Here is a 20,871-nt window from a genome sequence, read left to right as displayed (position 1 = left end):
CCTCGGTCAGGGGATCAGAGACACTGATCCATATCCAGCGAGGGCTTGTCGCACTCGGGGCGACCCACGATCTTGGCGGGCACGCCGGCGACTGTGGTGTGGGGTGGGACCGGGTTGATCACCACGCTGCCGGCACCTATCTTGGCGCCGACCCCCACCTCTATGTTGCCAAGCACCTTGGCACCCGCCCCTATCATCACTCCTTCCCGGATCTTGGGGTGGCGATCGCCACTCTCCTTGCCGGTCCCGCCCAGGGTCACGCTCTGCAGGATGGAGACATCGTCCTCGATCACCGCCGTCTCCCCGACCACTATGCCGGTGGCATGGTCGAACATGATGCCCTTGCCGATCCGCGCCGCCGGGTGCACGTCGACCCCGAACACCACGGAGATCTGGTTTTGCAGATAGAGCGCCAGCGAACGACGACCCTGGCGCCACAGCCAGTTGGCCACCCGGTAGCCCTGCAGGGCATGAAAGCCCTTGAGGTAGAGCAGCGGCGTCGAGAAGAGATCGACCGCGGGATCCCTGTCCTGCACGGCGCAGATGTCGGCGGCCACCATGGTCAGCAACTCGGGCTCGCTGCGCAGGGCCAGCTCGATCACCTCACGCAGGGCGATGGCCGGCATGGTGGTGCTGTCGAGCTTGTTGGCCAGCTGAAAGCTGAGCGCAGAGCGCAGATCCTGATGATTGAGAATGGTGGAGTGAAAGAAGCTGGCCAGCATGGGCTCCTGGGCCGCCATGCTCTGTGCTTCCAGCTGAATTTTTTGCCACGTTTGGGCAACCAGATCATCCATGTTGCAGCCTACTGTTGTTCAGGGTGAGGGCCTTGTTGTTCTTTTGTCAGCACCGAGATGGGGTCCATGTGGATAATCACATCCATCCGCTCAAATGACTGGCGCACGGCCAGCTCAGCCTCGTCGGCTATCTGATGGGCCTTGACCAGGGGCAGCTGATCATCCAGTTCCAGATGCAGCTGCACGAATCGGGTCGGCCCGGATTGGCGGGTACGCAGATCATGGACACCGTGTACCCCTTCCACGGCACAGCAGAGCGCCATTATTCTCGCTTGTTCTTCCTCTGGCAACTGACGATCGAGCAGCGCCTGTACCGATTCGTAGCCGATCTGGACGGCCCCCCACACCAGGAACAGGCCGATCAGGATGGCAAACAGACCGTCGGCCCAGAACCACCCCTGCCCCGCCAGCACCAGCGCCAGCAGCACGCCGGCGTTGAGCAGCAGATCGGAACGGTAGTGCAGCATGTCGGCCTTGATGGCCACGCTGTTGGTGTGTTGCACCACCCAGCGCTGGAAGCCGACCAGCAGCAGGGTCAGCAGGATGGAGCCAGCGCTGACCCAGAGCCCGGCCTCCAGCCGCTGCACCGGCACCTGATTGAGCAGGGAGGAGATGCCGTGCATCACCAGCAGCAGGGCCGAGCCCGAGATGAAGGCCGACTGGATGAGGCCCGCCAGCGACTCCGCCTTGCCGTGGCCGAAGCGGTGCTCGTTATCCGCCGGGGCCAGGGCGTAGCGGATGGCGAACAGGTTGATGAGGGAGGCGCTGACGTCCATCAGGGAGTCGGTCAGGGAGGCGAGCAGACTGGACGAGTCCGTCATCAGCCAGGCGATCAGTTTGCCGGTGATCAGCAGGCTGGCGACGGCGACCGCCGCCATGCTGGCCAGGGTGACCCAGCGAGAATATTGTTGTTGGCTCAAAACCGGCTTTCCTCTGGCGCGTAAAAATTTATTATACCCTGACCCGGGCGTCAGTCTGACGCGCAAAATCAGCGGAATGATTCCAGATGAATAAAATACTCCTGGTCGACGACGATCTCGAGCTGACCCAGCTGCTCACCGAAATCCTGACTCTGGAAGGCTTTCAGGTCACGGTCGCCGAAGATGGCGAGGAGGGCCTGCTGCGGCTGGCCGAGCAGGAGTTCGATCTGGTGCTGCTGGATGTGATGATGCCAAGGCTCAACGGCTTCGCCATGCTGACCCGGCTGCGCAAGCGCCATGACACCCCGGTGCTGATGCTGACCGCCCGCGGCGACAGCCAGGACAGGGTCAACGGGCTGGAGGCCGGCGCCGATGACTACCTGGCCAAGCCGTTCGACGATCGCGAGCTGCTGGCCCGGGTGCGCGCCATCCTGCGCCGCACCCAGACCCTCTCCCCCCAGCGCGGCGCATCGGACGAGCTGCGCTTCATGGATCTGGTGCTGCAGCCCGGCCTGCAACAGGCCCGCTGCGACGATCAGTTGCTGGAGCTCACCGCCACCGAGTTCGGCCTGCTGGAGTGCCTGCTGCGCAGCCCAGGTCAGATCGTCAGCAAGAATCTGCTGTCTGAACAGGTGCTTGGCAAGAAGCTTGAGCCCTTCGATCGCGCCATCGACATGCACCTGAGCAATCTGCGCAAGAAGCTGCCGGAGCGCAGCGATGGCCAGCCCCGCTTCAAGACGGTGCGCGGCCGCGGCTACCTCTGGCTGGAACAGGCCTGAGCCGATGAACAGCAACCGCTCCTTCGGCGGCCTCTCCACCCAGATCTTCCTCTGGTTCTGGTTCATGCTGCTGGTCGTGCTGGCGGCCGTGGTCATACTGCCGACCCTGGATCCGCGCAACATCATCCCCCTGCCAGAGCATGAAGTGTCCAGGATGAACAACAATCTCAGGGCGTTGCAGGCGGGCATGGAGCCGGACCAGGAGTTCGATCTGTCCAAGGCCATCGAGTCCGCCGGGCTGCTGCCGGTGGACAACGTCTACCTGCGCGATGCCAAGGGGCAGATGCAGTCCACCGCCCACCTCAGCAAGTTCGTCATCCGCTTCATGCTCGATGCCGACAACCCGGCCAAGCCCATGCTGGGGAGCGAGCACAAGCGGGCCATCGCCGGCCCCTTCCAGATGGTGCATCACGGCCAGACCTATCATGTCTACTTCGGGCTCAACGTCGAGAACTCCTACCTGTTCCTGTTCATCCAGATCCTGGATCATCCGATCCAGATCCTGGGCATCGCCATGCTGGTCAGCACCCCGCTCTGCCTGTTGCTGGCCTGGCGGCTGACCCGCCCCATACTGCAGTTGCAGCAGTCGGTCTCCCGGCTGGCGGAGGGCAACCTGGAGGCGCAGATCCCCAACCTGGGGCGGCGGGACGAGATAGGCCAGTTGGCGGATCACGTCAGCCACATGGTGGATACTCTCAAGAGCATGATCCAGAAGCAGAAACAGCTGCTCTCCGACATCTCCCACGAGCTGCGCAGCCCGCTCACCCGCATCCAGCTGGCGCAGGCGCTGATCCGTCGCAAGCAGGGGGACAGCAATGAGCTGGCACGGATCGAGACCGAGATCGCCCGGCTCGACAAGCTGATCGGGGATCTGCTGGATCTGTCGCGAGTACAACAGCATGTGGAGGCCCCGGTGCTGCTGCCCCTTGCCGATCTGCTGGAGCCCATCCTGGACGATGCCATGTTCGAGGCCAACCAGAACGGCAAGCAACTCAGGCTGCCGCCACTGCCGGCCGAATCCCTCAAGATGTGGCCGGATCTGCTGGCTCGCGCCCTGGAAAACCCGCTGCGCAACGCGCTCAAATATGCCCGCGAGTTCATCAAGGTGGACTGGTATCCGGAGGGGCGGGAGTGGGTGATGACCATCAGGGATGACGGCCCAGGCGTGCCGGTAGCACAGCAGGCGCAGCTGTTCCTGCCCTTCTTCCGGGTCGACGATGCGCGCAACGCCAAGACCGGCGGCACCGGCCTCGGGCTGGCCATCGCCGCCGAGGCGATCCAGCGCCATGGCGGCACCATCCGGGCCAGCAGCAATCAGCCGAATGGGCTCGTCATCACCATCCGCCTGCCCATGGCATGAGACAGCCCTTTTCATCCCGACGGGCGCTGGTTATGCTGGCGCCCTTTTCGCCCCAATCTCGGCCCCCATCAGGATCCCGTCATGCTCGACATCGTGCTCTATCAACCGGAAATCCCGCCCAACACCGGCAACATCATCCGTCTCTGTGCCAACACCGGCTACCGGTTGCACCTGATCGAGCCGCTGGGATTTGAATGGGATGACAAGAGGGTCAAGCGGGCCGGCCTCGACTACCACGAGTTTGCCGAGGTGAAGCGCTGGCCGGACTATGAGAGCTTCCTGGCGGCCGTGGCGCCGACCCGGGTGTTTGCCTGTACCACCAAGGGGTGCACCGCGCACTCGGCGGCGCAGTTTGCGCTGGGGGATGCCTTGCTGTTCGGGCCTGAGAGCCGGGGTCTGCCTGCGGATCTCATCGAGAGCCTGCCGTTCGATCAGCGCCTGCGCATCCCCATGCTGCCGCAAAGCCGCAGCATGAACCTGGCCAATGCGGTCTCCGTCTTCGTCTATGAGAGCTGGCGCCAGTTCGGCTACGAGGGCTCGCTCTGAGTCGATGCCTGCACCGGGCCGCAGCTGGCCAGACGCCGCGTTACCACCACCCGATAAAGCATCACTGTGCGTCGCGGCTCATGGGCTCGGCGGCATGCCCCTGACCCAGCAGGCGCCCATCGGACTCCATCCGCCAGCATAACCAGCCAAGGGTCAACCCCCTCCCCGCCATCAAGGCCGCCATGGCGGCCCACAAGGCCGCCACACCCCAGGCCTGGCACAGCCACCAGACCGGAAAGAAGCCGCAAAACGCCGCTATCAGCATGCTGTTGCGCATCTCGCGGGCGCGGGTCGCGCCGATGAAGACCCCGTCCAGCAGGAAACACCAGACTGCCAGCATCGGCATGACGATCAGCCAGGGCAACTGGCGGTTCGCCTCGGCGACCACCGCCGGGATGTCGGTGATCTGGGCGATGAGCCGCTCTCCCCCCAAGGCGAATGACAGGCTAAAGCCGAGGGCGATCAGCAGGGCCCAGCCCAGGTTGAGGACTATGGCCTCCCGCAGCCCCTGCCGATCCCGCCGCCCTATGGCCCGGCCCACCATGGCCTCCACCGCGTAGGCAAAGCCATCCAGCCCGTAGGAGATGAGCATCAGGAAGTTGAGCAGCACCGCGTTGGCGGCCACCGCCACATCCCCCAGCCGCGCCCCCTGCAGGGTCATGAAGGCAAAACAGAGCTGCAGGCAGAGGGAGCGGATGAAGATATCCCGATTCAGGCCGAGCAGGCGCCGCAGCGCCGGCCACTGTCGCCAGCGCTGCCAGGCCCCCTGCCACACGTCGGCGGACAGATGGCGCAGTTGGCGGCTCACCAGCCAGAGTCCCACCCCCAGCGCACCGTAGTCGGCCAGCAACGAGGCGGCGGCGACCCCCTTGACCTGCCAGCCCAGCCCCAGCACGAACCAGGCGTCCAGCACCATGTTGATGAGGTTGCTCAGGATCAGCAACAGCATGGGGCTGCGGGCATCCTGCATCCCCAGCAGCCAGCCCATGATGACCAGGTTGCACAGCGCGGCCGGGGCACTCCAGATCCGCACCGACACGTATTCCCCGGCATAACCCTGCACCTCGGGCGAGCCGCCACTGAGCGCGATGAGCGCCGGCAGGAAGGGCAGCAACAGGAGCAGCAGTGCGGTGCCCAGACCAATGGCCAGACCCAGCGCCCGCGCCAGGGTGTCCAGCTGCCCCTCGGCGCTGGCGGCGCCATGGGCCTGGGCGGTCAGCCCGGTGGTGGACATGCGCAGGAAACCGAGCAGCCAGAAGAGGAGGTTGATGAGGGTGGCGCCGACCGAGACGCCGCCGAGGAACCAGGCCTGGCCGAGATGACCGATCACCCAGGTGTCCACCAGCCCGAGCAGCGGGGTGGTGATATTGGAAAACACCATGGGCAGGGCCAGGGCAAACACGGCCCTGTGACGCCTGGGATCCCGCAGCCAGGGCCGGATCAGCATGAGCAGGGCCACTGTTGGAGCATCATTCGTCGGCCAACCGCACTATCCTGCCAAAATCGGTGACCAGGGTCGTCATCGCCACATGGGGCACCTGCCCATCCACCATCTGGGGACGGAACACCGCCACCAGCTTGCCCTGCGGGTCGATCAACACGATGGAAGCCGAGTGGTCGATCAGGTAGTCCTTGTCCCCGCTCTCCGCCATGGAGTAGACGAGGCCGAGGTTGCGCACGAAGGGAAACAGATGGTTGTGGGGACCGGTGGCGGCCTTGAACTCCGGCTGGAAGAAGGCGGTATAACGCTTGAGGCGGGCGCTGTCATCCCGCTGCGGATCCGCCGAGACGAAGACCACCTGGCTGCTGGGGGCGATTTTTTTCAGCTCAGGATAGACGGAGCGCAGATCCGCCAGCGTGGTCGGACAGATGTCCGGGCAATAGGTATAACCGATGAACAAGAAGGTCCAGTGGCCACTCAGGCTGTCCGGGGTGAAGGCCTGCCCCTCGGCGTCGGTGAGCGTGAAAGGATTGATGTCCCGGCCCTGTGCGTAGTAGTCCGCCTGCTCGGGCAGGGCGGGCTGGCTCCAATGGTAGGCAGCCATCATGCCGCCGACCAGCAGCAGAAACAGCAGGGGGTAACGAGGTTTAACCATATAAAACAAAGCCTTGCTAGTCTAGTCAGCCGAAGAGAGGGCTAAACGAAGGGCTATTGTAACCCGCACAGCACCCTTTTTGGCTACCCAAGGTCCGGATGGTGGTCTGGCGGAGGCTCGACAAGAGGGGGAAACAGGCTGGGCCGACAAGCAAACAGAAGCCCCATATTGGATGGGGCTCGCAATAGACCCGGGCAATTCAGGGGCGCCGTCTGTGCTGTGCCTGCGCACGCTTGGCAACGGCGTGCAGCGGCACGACCGGGGCCGTCCAGGGGGCATCCGGCAGCCCCATGTCATGGTGGCGGCGAAACAGCCGCACCAGACGGACTATCTTGTCCTTGGGGCAGCCCAGCCAGATGGTCCAGCCATCGCCCTTGTGATAGACCCAGAGCGCATAAAACCACGTCATCCGGCTGCCCTTGATGAAGCGGGTAATGGAAGATGCGGGCGCTGCGGCCAGACCCGGATCCCATGGCGAGCTTGAAGCCATACCTGTCCTCCTTGCTCAACAGGTCACGCCGACCAGCCCCCTGGACACCCCAAGACACTGTCGCGTGCTGACTGTACGAGTCGCTTCGGGCCTTTGGCTCGCTCGATGTGCGAGCGCCCGAAGACTCTCCCTTCTATCCCGCGCCGCCTCGGCGCAGCGCCAGTGATGCATGCTCGCGGCCTTATGCTGGCCACTCAGGCAACCATCCGGGCCATCGCTGGTACCCGGCGCTGGCGCACCGGGCCTTATCAAAGGATATATCCGAAATGCCCGCAGTGCGGCGGTGAGATGGAGACAAAAATGGCGGTCATCAGGGAGGACGCGAGCTAGCGGGGAAAAACAGGCAAAACGAGACGGCCTCCCGCAGGAGGCCGTGCCGTTACATCCAGTCGGCGTTGCGGATCACGCCGACGGCCAGACCTTCGATGGTGAGGTGCTGGCTGGAGAGATCCACCTCGATGGGGGAGAGCTCTTCGTTCTCCGGCAGCAGCCACACCTGGCTGCCCTTGCGCTGGAAGCGCTTGACGGTGACATCCTCATCGAGGCGAGCCACCACCACCTGGCCATTGCGCACTTCCTGGGTCTTGTGCACCGCCAGCAGGTCGCCATCCATGATGCCGATGTTCTTCATGCTCATCCCCTGCACCCGCAGCAGGAAGTCTGCCCGCGGATGGAACAGGGCGGGATCCACCTGATAGTGGCTCTCTATGTGCTCCTGGGCCAGGATCGGCTCACCGGCCGCGACCTTGCCGATCAGCGGCAAGCCGCTCTCTTCCGGCGCGACTTCCTCTTCTTCGAGCAGCAGCCTGATACCGCGGGAGGTACCGGGCATGATCTCGATGACCCCTTTCTTGGCCAGGGCCTTCAGATGTTCCTCGGCCGCATTGGCCGACTTGAAACCAAGCTTCTGGGCGATCTCGGCACGAGTCGGCGGCATGCCGGTCTCGCTCATGTTTACCTTGATCAGCGCCAGCACTTCGGCCTGGCGGGGGGTAAGAGGTTTCATAGGATTGGCACCTGTTTTTTTATACAGCACACTGGCAGTATATACAGTGCTGGGGCCAAGGCAAGGCGTTGCTGACATTTGTCGCATCCTTGTCGCACTTCTTGCCAGGAAATAGACCATTCTTGATCCTGCACAGCCACTCATCGTACCTCTCGGCGACAAGCCAACGGTGATTTGTTATGCTCACGCCGCATTTTTTGGAGAGCAGACACCCATGTCCATAGGACAGAACATTTCCAGAGCCATACTGCAATGGCCTATCAGCGGCTTGGTCAATCACAAGAGCCTGCCGGAAAACCCCATTACAGAACTGAACCTGGACCCGGCCAGACCCATTGTCTATGCCCTGAAAACCAGCTCGATCACCGATCTGATGACGCTGCAGCAATGCTGCGAGGATCTCGGTCTGCCCGGTCCCTTCACCCCGCTGGAGCTCGGTGACCAGCTGCTGCCGCGCTACGTCTGCCTGGATCGTCCGCCTCCCCTGTTCGGCAAACGCAACAAGCCACTCCCCTTCTTGCAAGAGTTTCACCAGCTGCTGGATCTGCACAAGCAGGATCCGGCGCTGGATATCCAGGTCGTGCCCGTCACCCTGTTCTGGGGCCGCGCCCCGGGCCGCGAGGGTGAAGAGGCCTCCGGCTGGAACATCATCAGCAGCCTGGCCCCGAACAGGCTCAAGAAGGCGATGATCGTGATCCTCAAGGGTCGCGAAAACCTGGTACGCTTCTCGCCGCCACTCTCCCTGCGCCATATGGCGGACAAGCACGGCACCGACGAGGCCATAGCCCACAAGCTGGCGCGGGTGGCCCGCACCCACTTCAGCCGCCAGCAGCTGGCGGCGACCGGCCCCAAGCTGCCGAACCGCAACCTGCTGTTCAAGCAGTTGCTGGATTCCAGCGTGATCCAGCAGGCGATCGAGGAAGAGGCCCAGCGCGAGGGCATCAGCCTGGAGAAAGCCCAGAAGCGCGCCCACGGCTACATGGACGAGATCGCCGCCAACTTCTCCTTCCGGCTGATCCGGCTCGGCGAGACTTTCCTCGGCTGGCTGTGGAACAAGCTCTACCGCGGCCTGTCGGTCAACGGCGCCGAGCGGGTGCGCCAGCTGGCGCAGGAAGGCCACGAGATCGTCTACGTGCCCTGCCATCGCAGCCACATGGATTACCTGCTGCTCTCCTACGTCATCTATCACCAGGGCATGGTGCCGCCCCACATCGCAGCCGGCATCAATCTCAACTTCTGGCCGGCGGGCCCCATCTTCCGCCACGGCGGCGCCTTCTTCATCCGCCGTACCTTCAAGGGCAACCCGCTCTACAGCACCGTATTCCGCGAATATCTGAACCTGCTGTTCGCCAAGGGCTACTCGGTGGAGTTCTTCACCGAGGGCGGGCGTTCGCGCACCGGGCGCCTGCTGCCGCCCAAGACCGGGATGCTGGCCATGACGCTGCAGGCCATGATGCGCGGGCTGGACAGACCGGTGACCCTGGTCCCCGTCTATCTCGGCTATGAGCACGTGATGGAGGTGAACACCTACCACAACGAGCTCAAGGGCAGCCGCAAGGAGAAGGAGAGCTTCCTGCAGGTGCTCGGCATACTGCGCAAGCTGCGCAACTACGGCCGGGGCTTCGTCAACTTCGGTGAACCGCTGACCCTCAACAACTACCTCGGCGAGCACGTGCCGCACTGGAAGGAGAGCATCGGCAAGGAAGAGCGCCCCGAGTGGATGGCGCCCACCGTCAACCGGCTGGCCGAGCTGCTGATGACCCGCATCAACGATGCCGCCGCCGTCAACGGCCTGACCCTGAGCGCCCTGGCGCTGCTGGCCGCCGAGCGCCACGCCCTGACCCGCGACGAGCTGCAGGCGCAGCTCAACACCTATCTGGACCTGCTCAAACAGGTGCCCTACAGCCCCCAGAGCACTCTGCCGGATGAGGATGCCAGGACCCTGCTGGAGCAGGCGATGGAGCTCAACAAGTTCGAGGTGAGCGAGGACAAGCTGGGCCAGATCATCAGCCTGGACCGCTATCAGGCGATCCTGCTGACCTACTATCGCAACAACATACTGCACCTGTTCGCCATGCCGTCCCTGGTGGCCACCCTGATCGAGCGCTGCGAGGGGATCTCCCGCAGCGAGATCGTCGCCCGCTGCGTCGACATCTACCCGTTGCTCAAGACCGAGCTGTTCCTGCGCTATGAAGAGGAAGAGCTGCCGGAGCTGATCGATGCCCTGCTGGGCGAGCTGCAACGCCAGCAGCTGATCGAGGCGCGCGACGGCGGCTACTGGGTCAACCCGGGCAACCAGATGCGCCTGCTGCTGCTGGCCGAGAGCATCCAGGAGACGCTGCAACGCTACGCCATAGTGCTGACCCGGGTGCTGGCCCAACCCTATATCGAGGCAGAGCAGCTGGAAGCGGACGGCCTGATGATGGCGGAACGCCTCGGCACCCTGCACGGCATCAACGCCCCCGAGTTCTTCGACCAGAAGCTGTTCAGCACCCTGATCCACAGCCTGCGCAGCGAAGGCTATCTGGACACGGGCTGCAAACCGGATCTGGGCCGCTTCCAGGCGCTGGCCGACAACATAGTGCCGCTGCTCAGCACCAGGATCCGGCGGACGATAGAGGCCGGCAACCGGCCCTGAGGCCGCCGCCCGGCATCAAACAAAAAGGCCGCATCATGCGGCCTTTTTCATGGGAGCCAGCGGCTCAGAGGTAGTGGATCACCAGCCCGATCAGCACCAGAGCCCCCACGTAGTTGTTGTTGAGAAACGCCTGGAAGCAGGACTCCCGCTGCCGCTCCCGGATGAGCCGCTGCTGATAGACGAACAGCACCGCCGCCCCCAGCAGCCCCCAGTAGTAGCTGGCCCCCAGTGCCATCAGCTCTCCCACCAGCAGCAGGATCAGCAGGGTCGCCAGCTGCAGCATGCCGATGATCCGCTTGTCGTGGCGGCCGAACAGGATGGCGCTCGACTTCAGGCCCAGCTTGAGGTCGTCATCCCGGTCCACCATGGCGTACTGGGTGTCATAGGCGATGGTCCACAGCAGGTTGGCAAGAAACAGCAGCCAGGCCACGGCAGGAAGGGCGTTGGCCTGCGCCGCATAGGCCATGGGAATGGACCAGGAGAAGGCCATCCCCAGCACCAGCTGCGGTATCGGGATGAAGCGCTTCATGAAGGGGTAGCAGACCGCCAGCAGCAGGCCGGCGAACGACAGCCCTATGGTGAGCGGGTTCAGGGTCAGCACCAGGCCGAACGAGATGAGGGCCAGCACGGCGAACAGTGCCAGCACCTCCCGCGGCCCGACCCTGCCCATGGGCAGCGGCCGGCCGGCGGTGCGCTTCACATGGCCGTCGAAGTTGCGATCCGCATAGTCATTGATGACGCAGCCGGCCGAGCGCATCAGGAAGACCCCCACCACAAACACCACCAGGATCCAGGGGTCCGGCGGGCCACCGGCCGCCAGCCAGAGTGCCCACAGGGTCGGCCACAGCAGCAGCAGGGTGCCGATGGGCTTGTCGATGCGGGCCAACTGCACATAGGCCAGTCCCCGCTCCTTGGTTAACAGCTTCACTCCAGCTCCTTATTCGATGGCAGCGCATCAGACGATAGCGAGGGCAAGAAGAGTTCGTGGACCAGCAAGGGCCACTGCCCCAGATAGAGACGGGAACGGCGTCCCCAGACGGTGGCGGCCTGGCACCAGGGGTTGGCCGCTATTTCGAAACAGGCCAGCTGCAGGTGATCGCGCCGCGCCGGCGCATGGCCGAAGATGCGCTCCCCCAGCGGTTGCTCGCCCAGATCATGCAAACCGCTCCCTTGCAGCGCCGCCTCGGCAAACAGGGTCCAGCCCAGGATCGCCGGCCCGCCATCCCCATGCAGGATCACCTCGCGGCACAGCCCCATGGGATGCGGGGCGGCCACCAGATCCTGCTCATCGGCGCCGAGCGACACGCTGCGATTGCCCAGCAGTTGCACCGAGAGATGGCGATTGTAACGACGCAGCCGCCGGGTCATGGAATCGGCTTCCAGCAACCAGGGGCGCAGCGCCTCGGGGAGATCGCACTGCTCGGGCGTCCGCCACGGGGCAAGCTGGATCAGGGGAACAGTCAACTCGGACTTCACAACTTCACCATCCGGAGATTTCCGTTGTCAGGTTAAAATCCGGTTTATTATCCGTAAATCAATCGAGAATTGTAAGAACATCCGTGCTTGACGGCCCCGATGGCAGCATCAAAAATGGGGCATCTGTCGCTGCTGAGCCATCTTGATGAAGATCTCCAGAATTCTGCTGGTGTTATTGCTGGGCTGTACCGCATTGAATGCACAAGCCTCCTCCGAGGAGAGCGCCGCCGATCCGGCCTCCTCCGCCGTCAAGCCGGGCTTTGCCTACCATGCGCTGGATCCTGACATCATCACCAACTACCTGGGGGAAGGCAAAACCCTGGGCTACGTGCGGGTGACGGTGGAGCTGATGGCCGAGAACGGGGCAGACCTCAAGCTGCTGGAGCAGCACGATCCCCTGATCCGCGACGCCATCATCCGGCTGATTGGCAGCAAGACCGGCGATCAGATCAAGTCGCTGGTAAGCCGGGAAGAGCTGCGCAAGGAGTGTGAAAACCGGGTCAATGAGCTGCTGGTGAAAGAGACCGGCAAGAAGGCGGTACGCGAGCTCATCTTCACCAAGTATCTGTACCAATGAGGCCGTGACCGGGGTGCCGGCCATGAGTCCTGCTCACCCCCATTCGTTGTCGAGGATATGACTCTCCATGGGCCACAAGACGCTGTGTGAATGGCGCCGTCACGAGATCCCCTTTGACCTCAAGGCGCTGCGCAAGATAGTACGCAAACCCAAGTTCGTGTGCGGCAAGTGCGCCCGCAGCGCCAACGACAAACAATATCTGTGCCAGCCGCTACGTCTGAAGGAGAAGTAAGCCCCCCCATAGCTCCCCGGGCACTATCACAGTGCCAGTCTCTGCGGCGTCTGGAGGAGAAGACGGACCAGGTCAGCCCTATTGATCGGTCCAGCCCTGGCGGCCCTGCTCGAACAGGCGACGGGCCTGTTCATCGTTGGGGCAAACGCCACGATATTCCTCCCCGGCTCGGCCGGCCAGATAGAGGTGCTCGGGGCGGCAATACCAGGCCAGTCCCTTCTGCCGGCCCTGCTGCCACACGGCAACATCCACCTTGGTCCCGCATTGGGCCTGATGGAACTCAACCCTGTCGGCGGCAAAGCCCAGCTTGCCATCGGCCTCCCCCACGTCGCTCCACACCTTCTCGCAGGGATCATCCGAATTGGAGACGCAGCCCCCGAGCAGGCCGGCGCACATCATGATGACGAGTAATCGCATATTCATCCTTGAGCATCGATTGAACAGTTCACGAGCGGCCAGAACCGGCCACCACCATGACGCAGGACCACCTTAGCATTCCTGAGCGCCATTTGAGCAGTTCATTCTATCCAGCCCGCCCATCCCGGCCAAGTCCTAGCCCACGCCCCCGCTTTCTCAACGGGCGCACAAAAAAATAGGGCGGGCCCCTGGGCCCGCCCCTACTCTGCACCGCGATTTACTGGTCGTCGAGAGGCTCATAATCCTGCCAGCTCTCGTCATCCAGTTCCTCCAGCTCATCCTCCCAGGATTCCGGCTCCCAATCATCCTCGAGCTCGTAATCCGGCTTCTGTTCACCCATGCTCATTCTCCTTGGATAGTGCACCGGCCTTCAAAGTCTATCCAGAAAAATGGTGCTCGCCAGTCAGCTCGCGGTCAAAGTTTGACCAGGGTGCGGCCCGCGATCTGGCCAAGGGTGATGGCCTCGGCGGCGGCAGCGACCTGCTCCAGTCCTATCTCGGTCACCGCCTGGGCGAAGAAGCTGGCGGGCAGATCTCGAGCCAGTCGTGCCCAGGCCTGCTGGCGGCGGGCCAGCGGGCACAGCACCGAATCCACTCCCTGCAGGCGCACGTTGCGCAGGATGAAGGGCATCACGCTGGTCGGCAGATCGAAGCCCCCCGCCAGCCCGCAGGCCACCACGGCGCCACCATAGTTCATCTGGGCCAGCAACTTGGCCAGCACCTGGCTGCCGACGGTGTCGATGGCACCGGCCCACAGCTGCTTCTCCAGCGGCTTGGCGGGCACCAGCAGCTCGCTGCGCGGCACTATGCGGCTGGCACCGAGCGCGCTCAGCATCTCGCCCTGCTCCTGCACCCGGCCGGTCAGGGCCGCGACGCTATAACCCAGGGCTGCCAGCAAGGCGACGGCGGTGGAGCCCACCCCACCGGCGGCCCCGGTCACCAGGATCTCGCCGCTCTCAGGGGTGATGCCCGCCTCTTCCAGCGCCAGCACGCAGAGCATGGCGGTGAGACCGGCGGTGCCGATGCACATGGCCTGGCGCTCATCCAGTCCGGCCGGCAGCGGTACCAGCCAGTCGGCCTTGACCCGCGCCTGTTCGGCCATGCCGCCCCAGTGGCCCTCACCCACGCCCCAACCGGTCAGCACCACCTTGTCACCGGGCCGATAGCGGCCATCCGCCGACTCGAGCACAGTGCCGGCGAAGTCGATGCCGGGCACCAGCGGCCACTGGCGCACTATCTTGCCCTTGCCGGTGATGGCCAGCCCATCCTTGTAGTTGATGGAGCTGTAACTCACCGCCACCCGCACCTCGCCTTCCGGCAGCTGGCTCTCGGTCAGCTGGGTGAGGGTCGGGACCGTCTTGCCATCTTGGTTTTCCAGTAACAGAGCCTTGAACATGCTTTCCTCTCGGGGTTGTGGCGCCGGCATCAGGTGCTCTGGCGCTTGTGCAATTCAAACTCGATGGTCTGGGTACCGTCTTGCAGTACCTCGCCAGCCAGTTTACGCAGGATCATCTCCGCGGCCATGCCGCCCATCTTGCAATAGGGGATCTGTACCGACGTCAGGGCAGGATAACAGGCCTTCGCCACATCCGAATCATCGAAACCGGCGATGGCCAGCTGATCGCCTTCCTGCCGGTGCTGGGGGAACTCGGCTTTGCCAATACCACCTTCAGCGATGCCGACTTCGGCGTGGTAGGCATACTACTGGGCCTTATCGTGCGTTGATGCCATTCACACTCCTCTCTGTTTGCCTCATCTGGACGCGACTCACGCTGAATGGGAACCTAACGTGTCGGAAATATGCGCAATCAGGTTGCGCCAGATCGGATTTTCACCCAGCAGCGGCAGCATCTGACCGCCTAGTAAGATATGCTGTTGCGCTGACGTTCAACCCCGACCTCGCCTGAGGCCTTGCATGAAATACCTCGTAGTCCAAACCAAACAGATAGGAGACGTGCTGATCTCCACGGCGCTGTGCAACAACCTCAAGCAGAACGATCCCAATGGGGAGGTTCACTATCTGGTCATGGACTATTGTGCGGGCATGGCAGAGGGCAACCCCAACATAGACAGGCTGATCGTCATCGAGAAGGCCAGGCGCAACGAGTGGCGCTACATGAAGGCGCTGCTGCTGGGGATCCGGCGCGAACGCTACGACGTGGTGATCAACAGCCAGGGCCAGATGATAGGCCTGCTGACCTGCCTGATATCGGGCGCCAGGCTGCGGATCGGATTCGACTCCTTCCCCTGGCGGCTCGGCCACAACCGCATAGTGCGCTTTCGGCATGACACCGAACATCGGGGTAACAGCACTCTGGTGGACGACAGATTTTCCCTGCTCAAGCCCCTCGGCCTCGCACGGGAGGATCGCAACTACTATCTCTGGTTGAGCGAAGAGGAGAAACGGCAGGGGCGCGAGAGCCTGCTGGCGGCCGGGGTCGATCTATCGCGGCCGCTGATCGCCATGGGGGTCAACTCGCTGGGGCATTACAAACGCTGGCCCATCGACTGCTTCGCCGAAGTGGCGCGCTGGCTGATCGAGGAGCATGACGCCCAGATCCTGGTCTATTGCGGACCAGGAGAAGAAGAGTACAACCGAGGCCTCAAGCCGCTGTTGCCCCCTGAGGTGCAGGCTAGTGTGTTTGACCAGATCAAGACCCGCTCGGTACGGGAGCTGGTGGGGCTGTTCGCCCACTGCCAGCTGTTTGTCGGTAACGATACGGGGCCCCGTCACATTGCGCAGGCGCTGGACATGCCGCTGCTCACCATAGTGGCGCCTCAGGGCCACTCCGCCATCGCCAATCCCGTCGCTCACCCTCGCTATCAATTCATCGATACCAGTCACACCAACCCTGAGCACGAGATCCTCAGCGTACAAGACAGATTGCGCAAACTCTGGGGTGAAATTGAGATGTCACAGGCCAAAATATAAATACCCAACCACCGCAACCGACCTCATCGAGTCGAGCAAGAGAGAGGGGACAGTCCCCCCACTCCATTATTTTCTCAGACGGAAGAACTCTTTCTGCCACTCATAGAGATAACCTGATAACCCCTTCGATTTTGCTCTCAGAAAAATCAAGCCGCTCGAGCGCTTCCAACTATGTTGGAACCAGTGGGTCATATAACGATCGCCGGAGGCCTCGAAGTGGATCGCCTCTCCCTGGTAATTATAAAAATAATGCACCGGGGCAACGAGGGTGGCCTCATCCGTGCTATTCAGCTTCCGCGAAAGGAATTCGGTCATGATATCCGGCCCCATATACAACGGGGAAGACATGATCTCTTCTTCGTAAAACCTAACCAGCTCGGATAATAGAACCGAGTCCTTTCTGGCATAGATAACCGCGGTACCAAGCAGTTTTTCAGATTCATAACCGACCCCGAATGATACTGATTCGAAGAGCGGGAAAGGATCTCGATTGATGGTCACATCGGTATCGAGATAAAGACCACCTTCCTGCGCCAGGATCTTGAGCCGTAAGTAATCCGTCACGAAGGCCAACAACCCCCGCTGGTAACACTCTCTGGCGAAGGTACATTCCCGTATCCAGCGTTTTATCTGGGGATCCGTATCCAGCCACAGCTTGTAGCTGTAGCCCTGTTTTTTCCAGTCATCGATGCACACATGTGCCAGAGGGGGTAATCTGTCACCCAGCCATATGGCATGAATGACCTTATTGCACTCGTCAGTGTTCATGACTTGATCCCGGCATGATTCATGTTCCACAACGTCATTCTGATAAATCGATAGAAGCGGTACAGCTCTCGAGTCAGCTTGAATCCCAATGGGACCTTCTTCAGTACCACCTGATTCTGGATATCGCTACCCATGTCTCGTGGGCTATAGATGGCATAGGGGATAAGTCCCGTACAGACGAGCCCGGTCCGATAAGACTCACCAATATAATTATCAACCGAGCACAACCATTTTTTACTGTGCTCCAGCAGGCGGCGAGCCCCCTGCGGCGAAATACTATAACCCGTCGTCCAGCACATATTATTGTGCCAGAACATCAGCTGCATATTGTCTATGGTTGCCAAGGCAGTCGCCGATCCAACCTGTGGCTCTACCTTCACATATTCATATTGCTCATGCACCTTGGGGAGCGTCTCCAGCACCTCTTCAAAATACTGGGTAGGCAAGAAATCATCTTCCAGGATCAAGATGGGCTCATTGAGCTCGACGCACTTTTCCCACAACAGGAAGTGGCTGGCGTAACAGCCCTTCTCCCCCGGGGTCAACGGCCGGCTCCTGAAACGGACCCTGTGCTGGTCATCCGGCAAGGCCTGCAACCGCTCGGGGAGACCTTCAAAGCCATTCACCGCATTGAAAAACTCGAAATCGATGCCTCTGGCCGCCAAGACGGACTCCACGCGCCTGCGCCGCTCGACGGCCCGCTCCAAACTAATGACGTAAATTTTCATGACCTTCCTTTGCAAACTGCTTCAGTTCTCCATGCAGTGCAACCGAGTAGATGGCGCCCATGAAGACGCTGAATACCCACTGCCCGGATCGCATGTAGAAAAAGGATTCGAAGTTGTTGATGATGAGCCAATAGATGATGAAAGAGATGGTCAGCATCTTGATGAAACGTGAAGAGTACGAACAGGACAACACCTGGCGGGCCACGGTGAAGAGTGTGCCATAGAGCACCAGGAATCCGGCGATGCCCCAGCACACCAGGGTCTCCATGTTGGAGTTGTGCAGATGACGGAACTCCTGGGTGATGTAATCCGGCAGAGTCTTGGACAGGGTAATAACCAGTGATTGGCTGCCATAGCCGGTGCCGAAGAGCGGGTGTGCCAGGAACCACTGGATGGCCTCCAGCCAGGTTTTCAACCTCACCCCTATACTGACGTCCTGCACCTCGCTCCAGTTGCCCGTCAATATGGCATGCACATCCCCTTGATGCACAAAGCCCGACAGCAGCCTCTCCCTGACGAATGGGACCTGATAGAGGGCCAGCATGGTCACCAGTAATATGGCGTAGGTCATGACCACCTTGCGTGTTGGCCAATGGCCCCCCCCCCCCAACAAGGGAAGAATAGCAAGGGAGACCGAGATGGCCAGCCAGGACTGGCGGGATTGCAGAATGATGGAGAAAACGCCGAACAGCACTATGCCGAGCAGTATGCCCCCATTGGCCAGCGACAGTTTCCTGAATTTTGAGGTGAGCAACAACAGGACGAAAAACAGGAAACAGGCGCCCGCGATCAGGGAGCCGTGCTGGGCATTGCGGTAATTGAAATCTACCCTAGCACCGTCGAGCCCCGTTTCGAAGATGGAGAAAAAGGCCGAGTGGTAAGCAAAGGTGAAGACAACCCCGATGCAGAAGGTCAGTAAGGTGATGACGATGCGACGCGGATCCCCTTTCAGCCAGTAGGCGAGGCCGATGAAGAAGAACAGGTAGGCCATCGACTTCACCGAAGGGTACTTGAGGGCATAGTCATGGATATAATATCGCGATGACACCCAACTCAGGCACTGCACCACCACGGCCAGACAGAGCAGTTGCAAGACTCTGTTTTTTATGAAGAAAGCCCTGTCAACATAGAATGCCAGCAGGGTCGCGAAGACGATGATGGTCTGGCAGACATCGGCGATCAGCTGTATCGAATCCTTGAACAGGGTGTAACCCAGAATATTCAGGAAGATGAAGTTGCCGAACGCCTTGCCGTGAAAAAAGCCGAAAACATCGTGATTCGTCGACCAAGACTGATCTTTCATCCAGAACAATGTGTATTTTCCCATCAAGATTTTCTGAAGACATAGTTGCCACGGATCTTGCGCCAGAGCCCGAACATATCGGTACGGGGGAAGATGGCGATCCGGCGGATCTGCAGCGGGTTTCGATGCATGGCTCTGGGACCGCTGTTGGTGGCCACAGCATAACGGTAACCGGCCGCACTGGCTTGGATCTTGGCACTGTCATTCAGATCCCCGTAAGGGTAGGCAAACGACAAGAGCGGATGACCGAGCAACTGTTCCAGCCGATCCTTGTTGGCCTGGATCTCGTGAGCCTGCAGTGTTGGTGTGAGCGTGCTGAGGCGCGGGTGGGTCAGGGTATGACCCCCGATCTCCACATGGCCCGACGCGGCGAGCGCACGGATCTCATCGCCGTTCATCAATGCCACCGGCGTATCGGGGTGGGTCGGGTGCTCCACATCCCAGCGATTGTGATCCTCACCGGTCACTATGTACACCACGGCTTTGTAACCATATTTTTCAAGCAGCGGCAACATGCGGGTGAGGTTGTCCCGATAACCGTCGTCGACGGTGATCATCAGGTACTTCTTGCCGTACTGCAGCCGATGGATGAAACCCTTCTCCTCCAGATCGGCGAAGGTCAGCGTCTCGTAACCGAGCCACTTCATCAGCTTGAGGTGTTTCTCGAACATGGCGATGGGCAACCAGGTGCCGTGCACCCCCTTCTCGCTCTCCTGCTCGATGAAGCGGTGATACATGATGACCGGCATCTCACGGCGCAGGGTCTCCACCACGGCGTCCTGATAGACGGACTCGAGCCCGCTCACCACGCCCTGCAAGCCATATTCATGCTGAATACGCAGGCGCAGGGGGGCGGACACCGTCTTGCTGGCCAATGCAGTGACTATCTGTGCCTTCAATGCGGCAAAGTCGATCGCCAGATCCTGCGGCCCTATATCGCCAAAGTTGCTGGCCAGGGCTTCATCCAGATTCTGTTCGGTCACCAGCCCTATGGCCCTGGCTTCACCGATGGCGAAGGCGGGGCGGCCACACAGCAGGGCCTCCATCGCCACCCGACCGGCCCCGATCACCAGATCGCAGCCCGCCATCAGAGCGGGGACATCGTCCACATAGCCGACAAATTCGACCCTGTCCTCGAAACGGGCGAAGCGCTCCGGCAACCGAGTACCGCTGACGACTCGTACCCGGCAGGCGGCCAGATCCAGCACCTCGTCCAGCAGGCGATAGCAGAGCTCGCCCTTGGGACCGCTCAGCCGCCCTATGATGGCGATCACCGGCTTGGCATTGTCCAGGGCCGGCATCGGCTGGAACTTGTCGGTCTCGATGCCGTTGCGCAGCACCTGCACCTTGGCCGGATCGACCCCCAGGTTGTCGATGATCTGGTGGGCAATGTCTTCACACACCGCCACCGCCCGGTAGCCGAGTGCATGGAAGGCCTTGCGGGAGGCGTGCACCGGCTGACGGCCATGCACCGTGGTGATCATGGGGGTGCCGGTCAGCTTGCAGGCCACATAGCTGCTCCAGCCGGAGGCTCGGGAGTGAGCATGAACCAGCTGGATGTGGTGCTTCCTGATGAGATAGATGAGGTAAAACACATGCCAGAACCGGCGCAATATGCTGCGCTTGTTGAACCTCAGCTTGAACACCGGACCCAGGGTGGGTTTGGTCAGGGTATCTGACACATAAAAGACGTTGTGGCCACGCCGGGTAAGCTCGTTACCGACCGTGGTGGCATAGACCTCAGCTCCCGTCACCTCGAGCTGGGAGAGTGCCATCAATATATTCATGCAAGCGTATCCGATCGACGGGT

23 protein-coding genes are annotated in these 20,871 nt (G+C 61.6%); 7 read left to right on the top strand and 16 right to left on the bottom strand.

Features of this window, described 5'->3' with window-relative positions; genetic code table 11:
- Positions 1–14 precede the first annotated feature (14 nt).
- Positions 15–794 (bottom strand): serine O-acetyltransferase, encoded by a 780-nt coding sequence (cysE, locus tag AACW18_RS02485; RefSeq protein ID WP_218390064.1) that lies wholly within the window; start codon positions 792–794, stop codon positions 15–17.
- Positions 795–802: 8 nt separating this feature from the next.
- Positions 803–1,714, bottom strand: coding sequence for a cation efflux pump FieF (gene fieF, locus AACW18_RS02480; protein WP_218390063.1), 912 nt, complete (start codon positions 1,712–1,714; stop codon positions 803–805).
- 86 nt (positions 1,715–1,800) lie between these two features.
- Between fieF and AACW18_RS02475 the strand changes: the two genes are divergently transcribed.
- From AACW18_RS02475 to trmL, 3 genes are all read left to right on the top strand, one after another.
- On the top strand, positions 1,801–2,493 hold the full coding sequence (locus AACW18_RS02475) for a response regulator (RefSeq protein ID WP_218292766.1): 693 nt from the start codon (positions 1,801–1,803) through the stop codon (positions 2,491–2,493).
- A 4-nt stretch (positions 2,494–2,497) separates the two neighbouring features.
- A complete protein-coding gene (locus AACW18_RS02470) occupies positions 2,498–3,853 on the top strand; it encodes an ATP-binding protein (RefSeq protein WP_218390062.1) in 1,356 nt (451 codons plus the stop codon).
- An 81-nt stretch (positions 3,854–3,934) separates the two neighbouring features.
- Positions 3,935–4,399: a tRNA (uridine(34)/cytosine(34)/5-carboxymethylaminomethyluridine(34)-2'-O)-methyltransferase TrmL gene (gene trmL / locus AACW18_RS02465; protein ID WP_218390061.1), complete on the top strand. Its 465-nt coding sequence runs from the start codon at positions 3,935–3,937 to the stop codon at positions 4,397–4,399.
- 61 nt (positions 4,400–4,460) lie between these two features.
- Here the strand turns inward: trmL and dinF are convergent, their stop codons facing one another.
- The 4 genes from dinF to lexA all read right to left on the bottom strand — a co-directional run bounded on the left by dinF (position 4,461) and on the right by lexA (position 7,991).
- Positions 4,461–5,846 (bottom strand): MATE family efflux transporter DinF, encoded by a 1,386-nt coding sequence (gene dinF / locus AACW18_RS02460; RefSeq protein WP_218390069.1) that lies wholly within the window; start codon positions 5,844–5,846, stop codon positions 4,461–4,463.
- 22 nt (positions 5,847–5,868) lie between these two features.
- Positions 5,869–6,495, bottom strand: a complete 627-nt coding sequence (locus AACW18_RS02455; protein ID WP_218390060.1) for an SCO family protein — start codon at positions 6,493–6,495, stop codon at positions 5,869–5,871.
- A 199-nt stretch (positions 6,496–6,694) separates the two neighbouring features.
- Positions 6,695–6,985 carry a hypothetical protein gene (locus AACW18_RS02450; protein WP_218292764.1) on the bottom strand — a complete coding sequence of 97 codons (291 nt, stop codon included), beginning with the start codon at positions 6,983–6,985 and terminating at the stop codon, positions 6,695–6,697.
- Positions 6,986–7,364: 379 nt separating this feature from the next.
- Positions 7,365–7,991 carry a transcriptional repressor LexA gene (lexA, locus tag AACW18_RS02445; RefSeq protein WP_042655037.1) on the bottom strand — a complete coding sequence of 209 codons (627 nt, stop codon included), beginning with the start codon at positions 7,989–7,991 and terminating at the stop codon, positions 7,365–7,367.
- A 214-nt stretch (positions 7,992–8,205) separates the two neighbouring features.
- On the opposite strand from lexA, the gene plsB reads away from it, so the two are divergent.
- Positions 8,206–10,629 carry a glycerol-3-phosphate 1-O-acyltransferase PlsB gene (gene plsB / locus AACW18_RS02440; protein WP_218390059.1) on the top strand — a complete coding sequence of 808 codons (2,424 nt, stop codon included), beginning with the start codon at positions 8,206–8,208 and terminating at the stop codon, positions 10,627–10,629.
- A 64-nt stretch (positions 10,630–10,693) separates the two neighbouring features.
- Here the strand turns inward: plsB and ubiA are convergent, their stop codons facing one another.
- Together ubiA and AACW18_RS02430 are read right to left on the bottom strand one after the other, a co-directional pair.
- Complete coding sequence (ubiA, locus tag AACW18_RS02435) at positions 10,694–11,557, bottom strand: 4-hydroxybenzoate octaprenyltransferase (RefSeq protein WP_218390058.1); 864 nt, start codon at positions 11,555–11,557, stop codon at positions 10,694–10,696.
- Positions 11,554–12,105 carry a chorismate--pyruvate lyase family protein gene (locus AACW18_RS02430; RefSeq protein WP_218292761.1) on the bottom strand — a complete coding sequence of 184 codons (552 nt, stop codon included), beginning with the start codon at positions 12,103–12,105 and terminating at the stop codon, positions 11,554–11,556. Before AACW18_RS02430 ends, ubiA begins: the two co-directional genes overlap by 4 nt.
- Before the next feature lie 145 nt (positions 12,106–12,250).
- On the opposite strand from AACW18_RS02430, the gene AACW18_RS02425 reads away from it, so the two are divergent.
- Entirely contained in the window at positions 12,251–12,682 is a 432-nt protein-coding gene (locus tag AACW18_RS02425) for a flagellar basal body-associated protein FliL (protein ID WP_218292760.1), read from the top strand.
- A gap of 67 nt (positions 12,683–12,749) precedes the next feature.
- Positions 12,750–12,914: a hypothetical protein gene (locus AACW18_RS02420; protein ID WP_218390057.1), complete on the top strand. Its 165-nt coding sequence runs from the start codon at positions 12,750–12,752 to the stop codon at positions 12,912–12,914.
- 78 nt (positions 12,915–12,992) lie between these two features.
- Here AACW18_RS02420 and AACW18_RS02415 read toward each other — a convergent pair whose 3' ends face one another.
- From AACW18_RS02415 to AACW18_RS02400, 4 genes are all read right to left on the bottom strand, one after another.
- Positions 12,993–13,331 (bottom strand): DUF2799 domain-containing protein, encoded by a 339-nt coding sequence (locus AACW18_RS02415; RefSeq protein WP_042655032.1) that lies wholly within the window; start codon positions 13,329–13,331, stop codon positions 12,993–12,995.
- 217 nt (positions 13,332–13,548) lie between these two features.
- A complete protein-coding gene (locus AACW18_RS02410; RefSeq protein WP_126623425.1) occupies positions 13,549–13,671 on the bottom strand; it encodes a hypothetical protein in 123 nt (40 codons plus the stop codon).
- A gap of 74 nt (positions 13,672–13,745) precedes the next feature.
- Positions 13,746–14,726 (bottom strand): acrylyl-CoA reductase (NADPH), encoded by a 981-nt coding sequence (gene acuI, locus AACW18_RS02405; RefSeq protein WP_218390056.1) that lies wholly within the window; start codon positions 14,724–14,726, stop codon positions 13,746–13,748.
- Between the two features lie 29 nt (positions 14,727–14,755).
- A complete protein-coding gene (locus tag AACW18_RS02400; RefSeq protein WP_232018883.1) occupies positions 14,756–14,917 on the bottom strand; it encodes a substrate-binding domain-containing protein in 162 nt (53 codons plus the stop codon).
- Between the two features lie 328 nt (positions 14,918–15,245).
- Here AACW18_RS02400 and AACW18_RS02395 point away from each other — a divergent pair, with 328 nt between their 5' ends.
- Positions 15,246–16,262 (top strand): glycosyltransferase family 9 protein, encoded by a 1,017-nt coding sequence (locus tag AACW18_RS02395; RefSeq protein ID WP_218390055.1) that lies wholly within the window; start codon positions 15,246–15,248, stop codon positions 16,260–16,262.
- Between the two features lie 66 nt (positions 16,263–16,328).
- Here the strand turns inward: AACW18_RS02395 and AACW18_RS02390 are convergent, their stop codons facing one another.
- Genes AACW18_RS02390 through AACW18_RS02375 form a run of 4 tightly spaced genes read right to left on the bottom strand, consistent with a single transcriptional unit; the run spans position 16,329 to position 20,848 of the window.
- Positions 16,329–17,030: a glycosyltransferase family 32 protein gene (locus AACW18_RS02390; RefSeq protein WP_218390054.1), complete on the bottom strand. Its 702-nt coding sequence runs from the start codon at positions 17,028–17,030 to the stop codon at positions 16,329–16,331.
- Positions 17,027–17,758, bottom strand: coding sequence for a glycosyltransferase family 25 protein (locus AACW18_RS02385; RefSeq protein WP_218390053.1), 732 nt, complete (start codon positions 17,756–17,758; stop codon positions 17,027–17,029). The genes AACW18_RS02390 and AACW18_RS02385 overlap by 4 nt, the downstream gene beginning before the upstream one ends.
- Positions 17,739–19,061: an O-antigen ligase family protein gene (locus tag AACW18_RS02380; protein ID WP_256352015.1), complete on the bottom strand. Its 1,323-nt coding sequence runs from the start codon at positions 19,059–19,061 to the stop codon at positions 17,739–17,741. Before AACW18_RS02380 ends, AACW18_RS02385 begins: the two co-directional genes overlap by 20 nt.
- Positions 19,062–19,084: 23 nt before the next feature.
- On the bottom strand, positions 19,085–20,848 hold the full coding sequence (locus tag AACW18_RS02375) for a polysaccharide deacetylase family protein (protein ID WP_218390051.1): 1,764 nt from the start codon (positions 20,846–20,848) through the stop codon (positions 19,085–19,087).
- Positions 20,849–20,871 lie beyond the last annotated feature (23 nt).

The sequence above is a fragment of the Aeromonas sp. sia0103 genome (assembly GCF_963895295.1).
GTDB classification, from domain to species: Bacteria; Pseudomonadota; Gammaproteobacteria; order Enterobacterales; family Aeromonadaceae; genus Aeromonas; species Aeromonas encheleia.
This window is presented reverse-complemented; position numbering and strand designations above follow the sequence as displayed.

What these genes read in the sequence shown, in the direction of transcription:
- cysE (WP_218390064.1), bottom strand. Translation starts at nt 794, where the DNA reads ATGGATGATCTGGTTGCCCAAACGTGGCAAAAAATTCAGCTGGAAGCA.
- AACW18_RS02475 (WP_218292766.1), top strand. Translation starts at nt 1,801, where the DNA reads ATGAATAAAATACTCCTGGTCGACGACGATCTCGAGCTGACCCAGCTG.
- AACW18_RS02470 (WP_218390062.1), top strand. Translation starts at nt 2,498, where the DNA reads ATGAACAGCAACCGCTCCTTCGGCGGCCTCTCCACCCAGATCTTCCTC.
- trmL (WP_218390061.1), top strand. Translation starts at nt 3,935, where the DNA reads ATGCTCGACATCGTGCTCTATCAACCGGAAATCCCGCCCAACACCGGC.
- dinF (WP_218390069.1), bottom strand. Translation starts at nt 5,846, where the DNA reads ATGCTGATCCGGCCCTGGCTGCGGGATCCCAGGCGTCACAGGGCCGTG.
- AACW18_RS02455 (WP_218390060.1), bottom strand. Translation starts at nt 6,495, where the DNA reads ATGGTTAAACCTCGTTACCCCCTGCTGTTTCTGCTGCTGGTCGGCGGC.
- AACW18_RS02450 (WP_218292764.1), bottom strand. Translation starts at nt 6,985, where the DNA reads ATGGCTTCAAGCTCGCCATGGGATCCGGGTCTGGCCGCAGCGCCCGCA.
- lexA (WP_042655037.1), bottom strand. Translation starts at nt 7,991, where the DNA reads ATGAAACCTCTTACCCCCCGCCAGGCCGAAGTGCTGGCGCTGATCAAG.
- plsB (WP_218390059.1), top strand. Translation starts at nt 8,206, where the DNA reads ATGTCCATAGGACAGAACATTTCCAGAGCCATACTGCAATGGCCTATC.
- AACW18_RS02425 (WP_218292760.1), top strand. Translation starts at nt 12,251, where the DNA reads ATGAAGATCTCCAGAATTCTGCTGGTGTTATTGCTGGGCTGTACCGCA.
- AACW18_RS02420 (WP_218390057.1), top strand. Translation starts at nt 12,750, where the DNA reads ATGGGCCACAAGACGCTGTGTGAATGGCGCCGTCACGAGATCCCCTTT.
- AACW18_RS02415 (WP_042655032.1), bottom strand. Translation starts at nt 13,331, where the DNA reads ATGCGATTACTCGTCATCATGATGTGCGCCGGCCTGCTCGGGGGCTGC.
- AACW18_RS02410 (WP_126623425.1), bottom strand. Translation starts at nt 13,671, where the DNA reads ATGGGTGAACAGAAGCCGGATTACGAGCTCGAGGATGATTGGGAGCCG.
- acuI (WP_218390056.1), bottom strand. Translation starts at nt 14,726, where the DNA reads ATGTTCAAGGCTCTGTTACTGGAAAACCAAGATGGCAAGACGGTCCCG.
- AACW18_RS02395 (WP_218390055.1), top strand. Translation starts at nt 15,246, where the DNA reads ATGAAATACCTCGTAGTCCAAACCAAACAGATAGGAGACGTGCTGATC.
- AACW18_RS02390 (WP_218390054.1), bottom strand. Translation starts at nt 17,030, where the DNA reads ATGAACACTGACGAGTGCAATAAGGTCATTCATGCCATATGGCTGGGT.
- AACW18_RS02385 (WP_218390053.1), bottom strand. Translation starts at nt 17,758, where the DNA reads ATGAAAATTTACGTCATTAGTTTGGAGCGGGCCGTCGAGCGGCGCAGG.
- AACW18_RS02380 (WP_256352015.1), bottom strand. Translation starts at nt 19,061, where the DNA reads ATGAAAGATCAGTCTTGGTCGACGAATCACGATGTTTTCGGCTTTTTT.
- AACW18_RS02375 (WP_218390051.1), bottom strand. Translation starts at nt 20,848, where the DNA reads ATGAATATATTGATGGCACTCTCCCAGCTCGAGGTGACGGGAGCTGAG.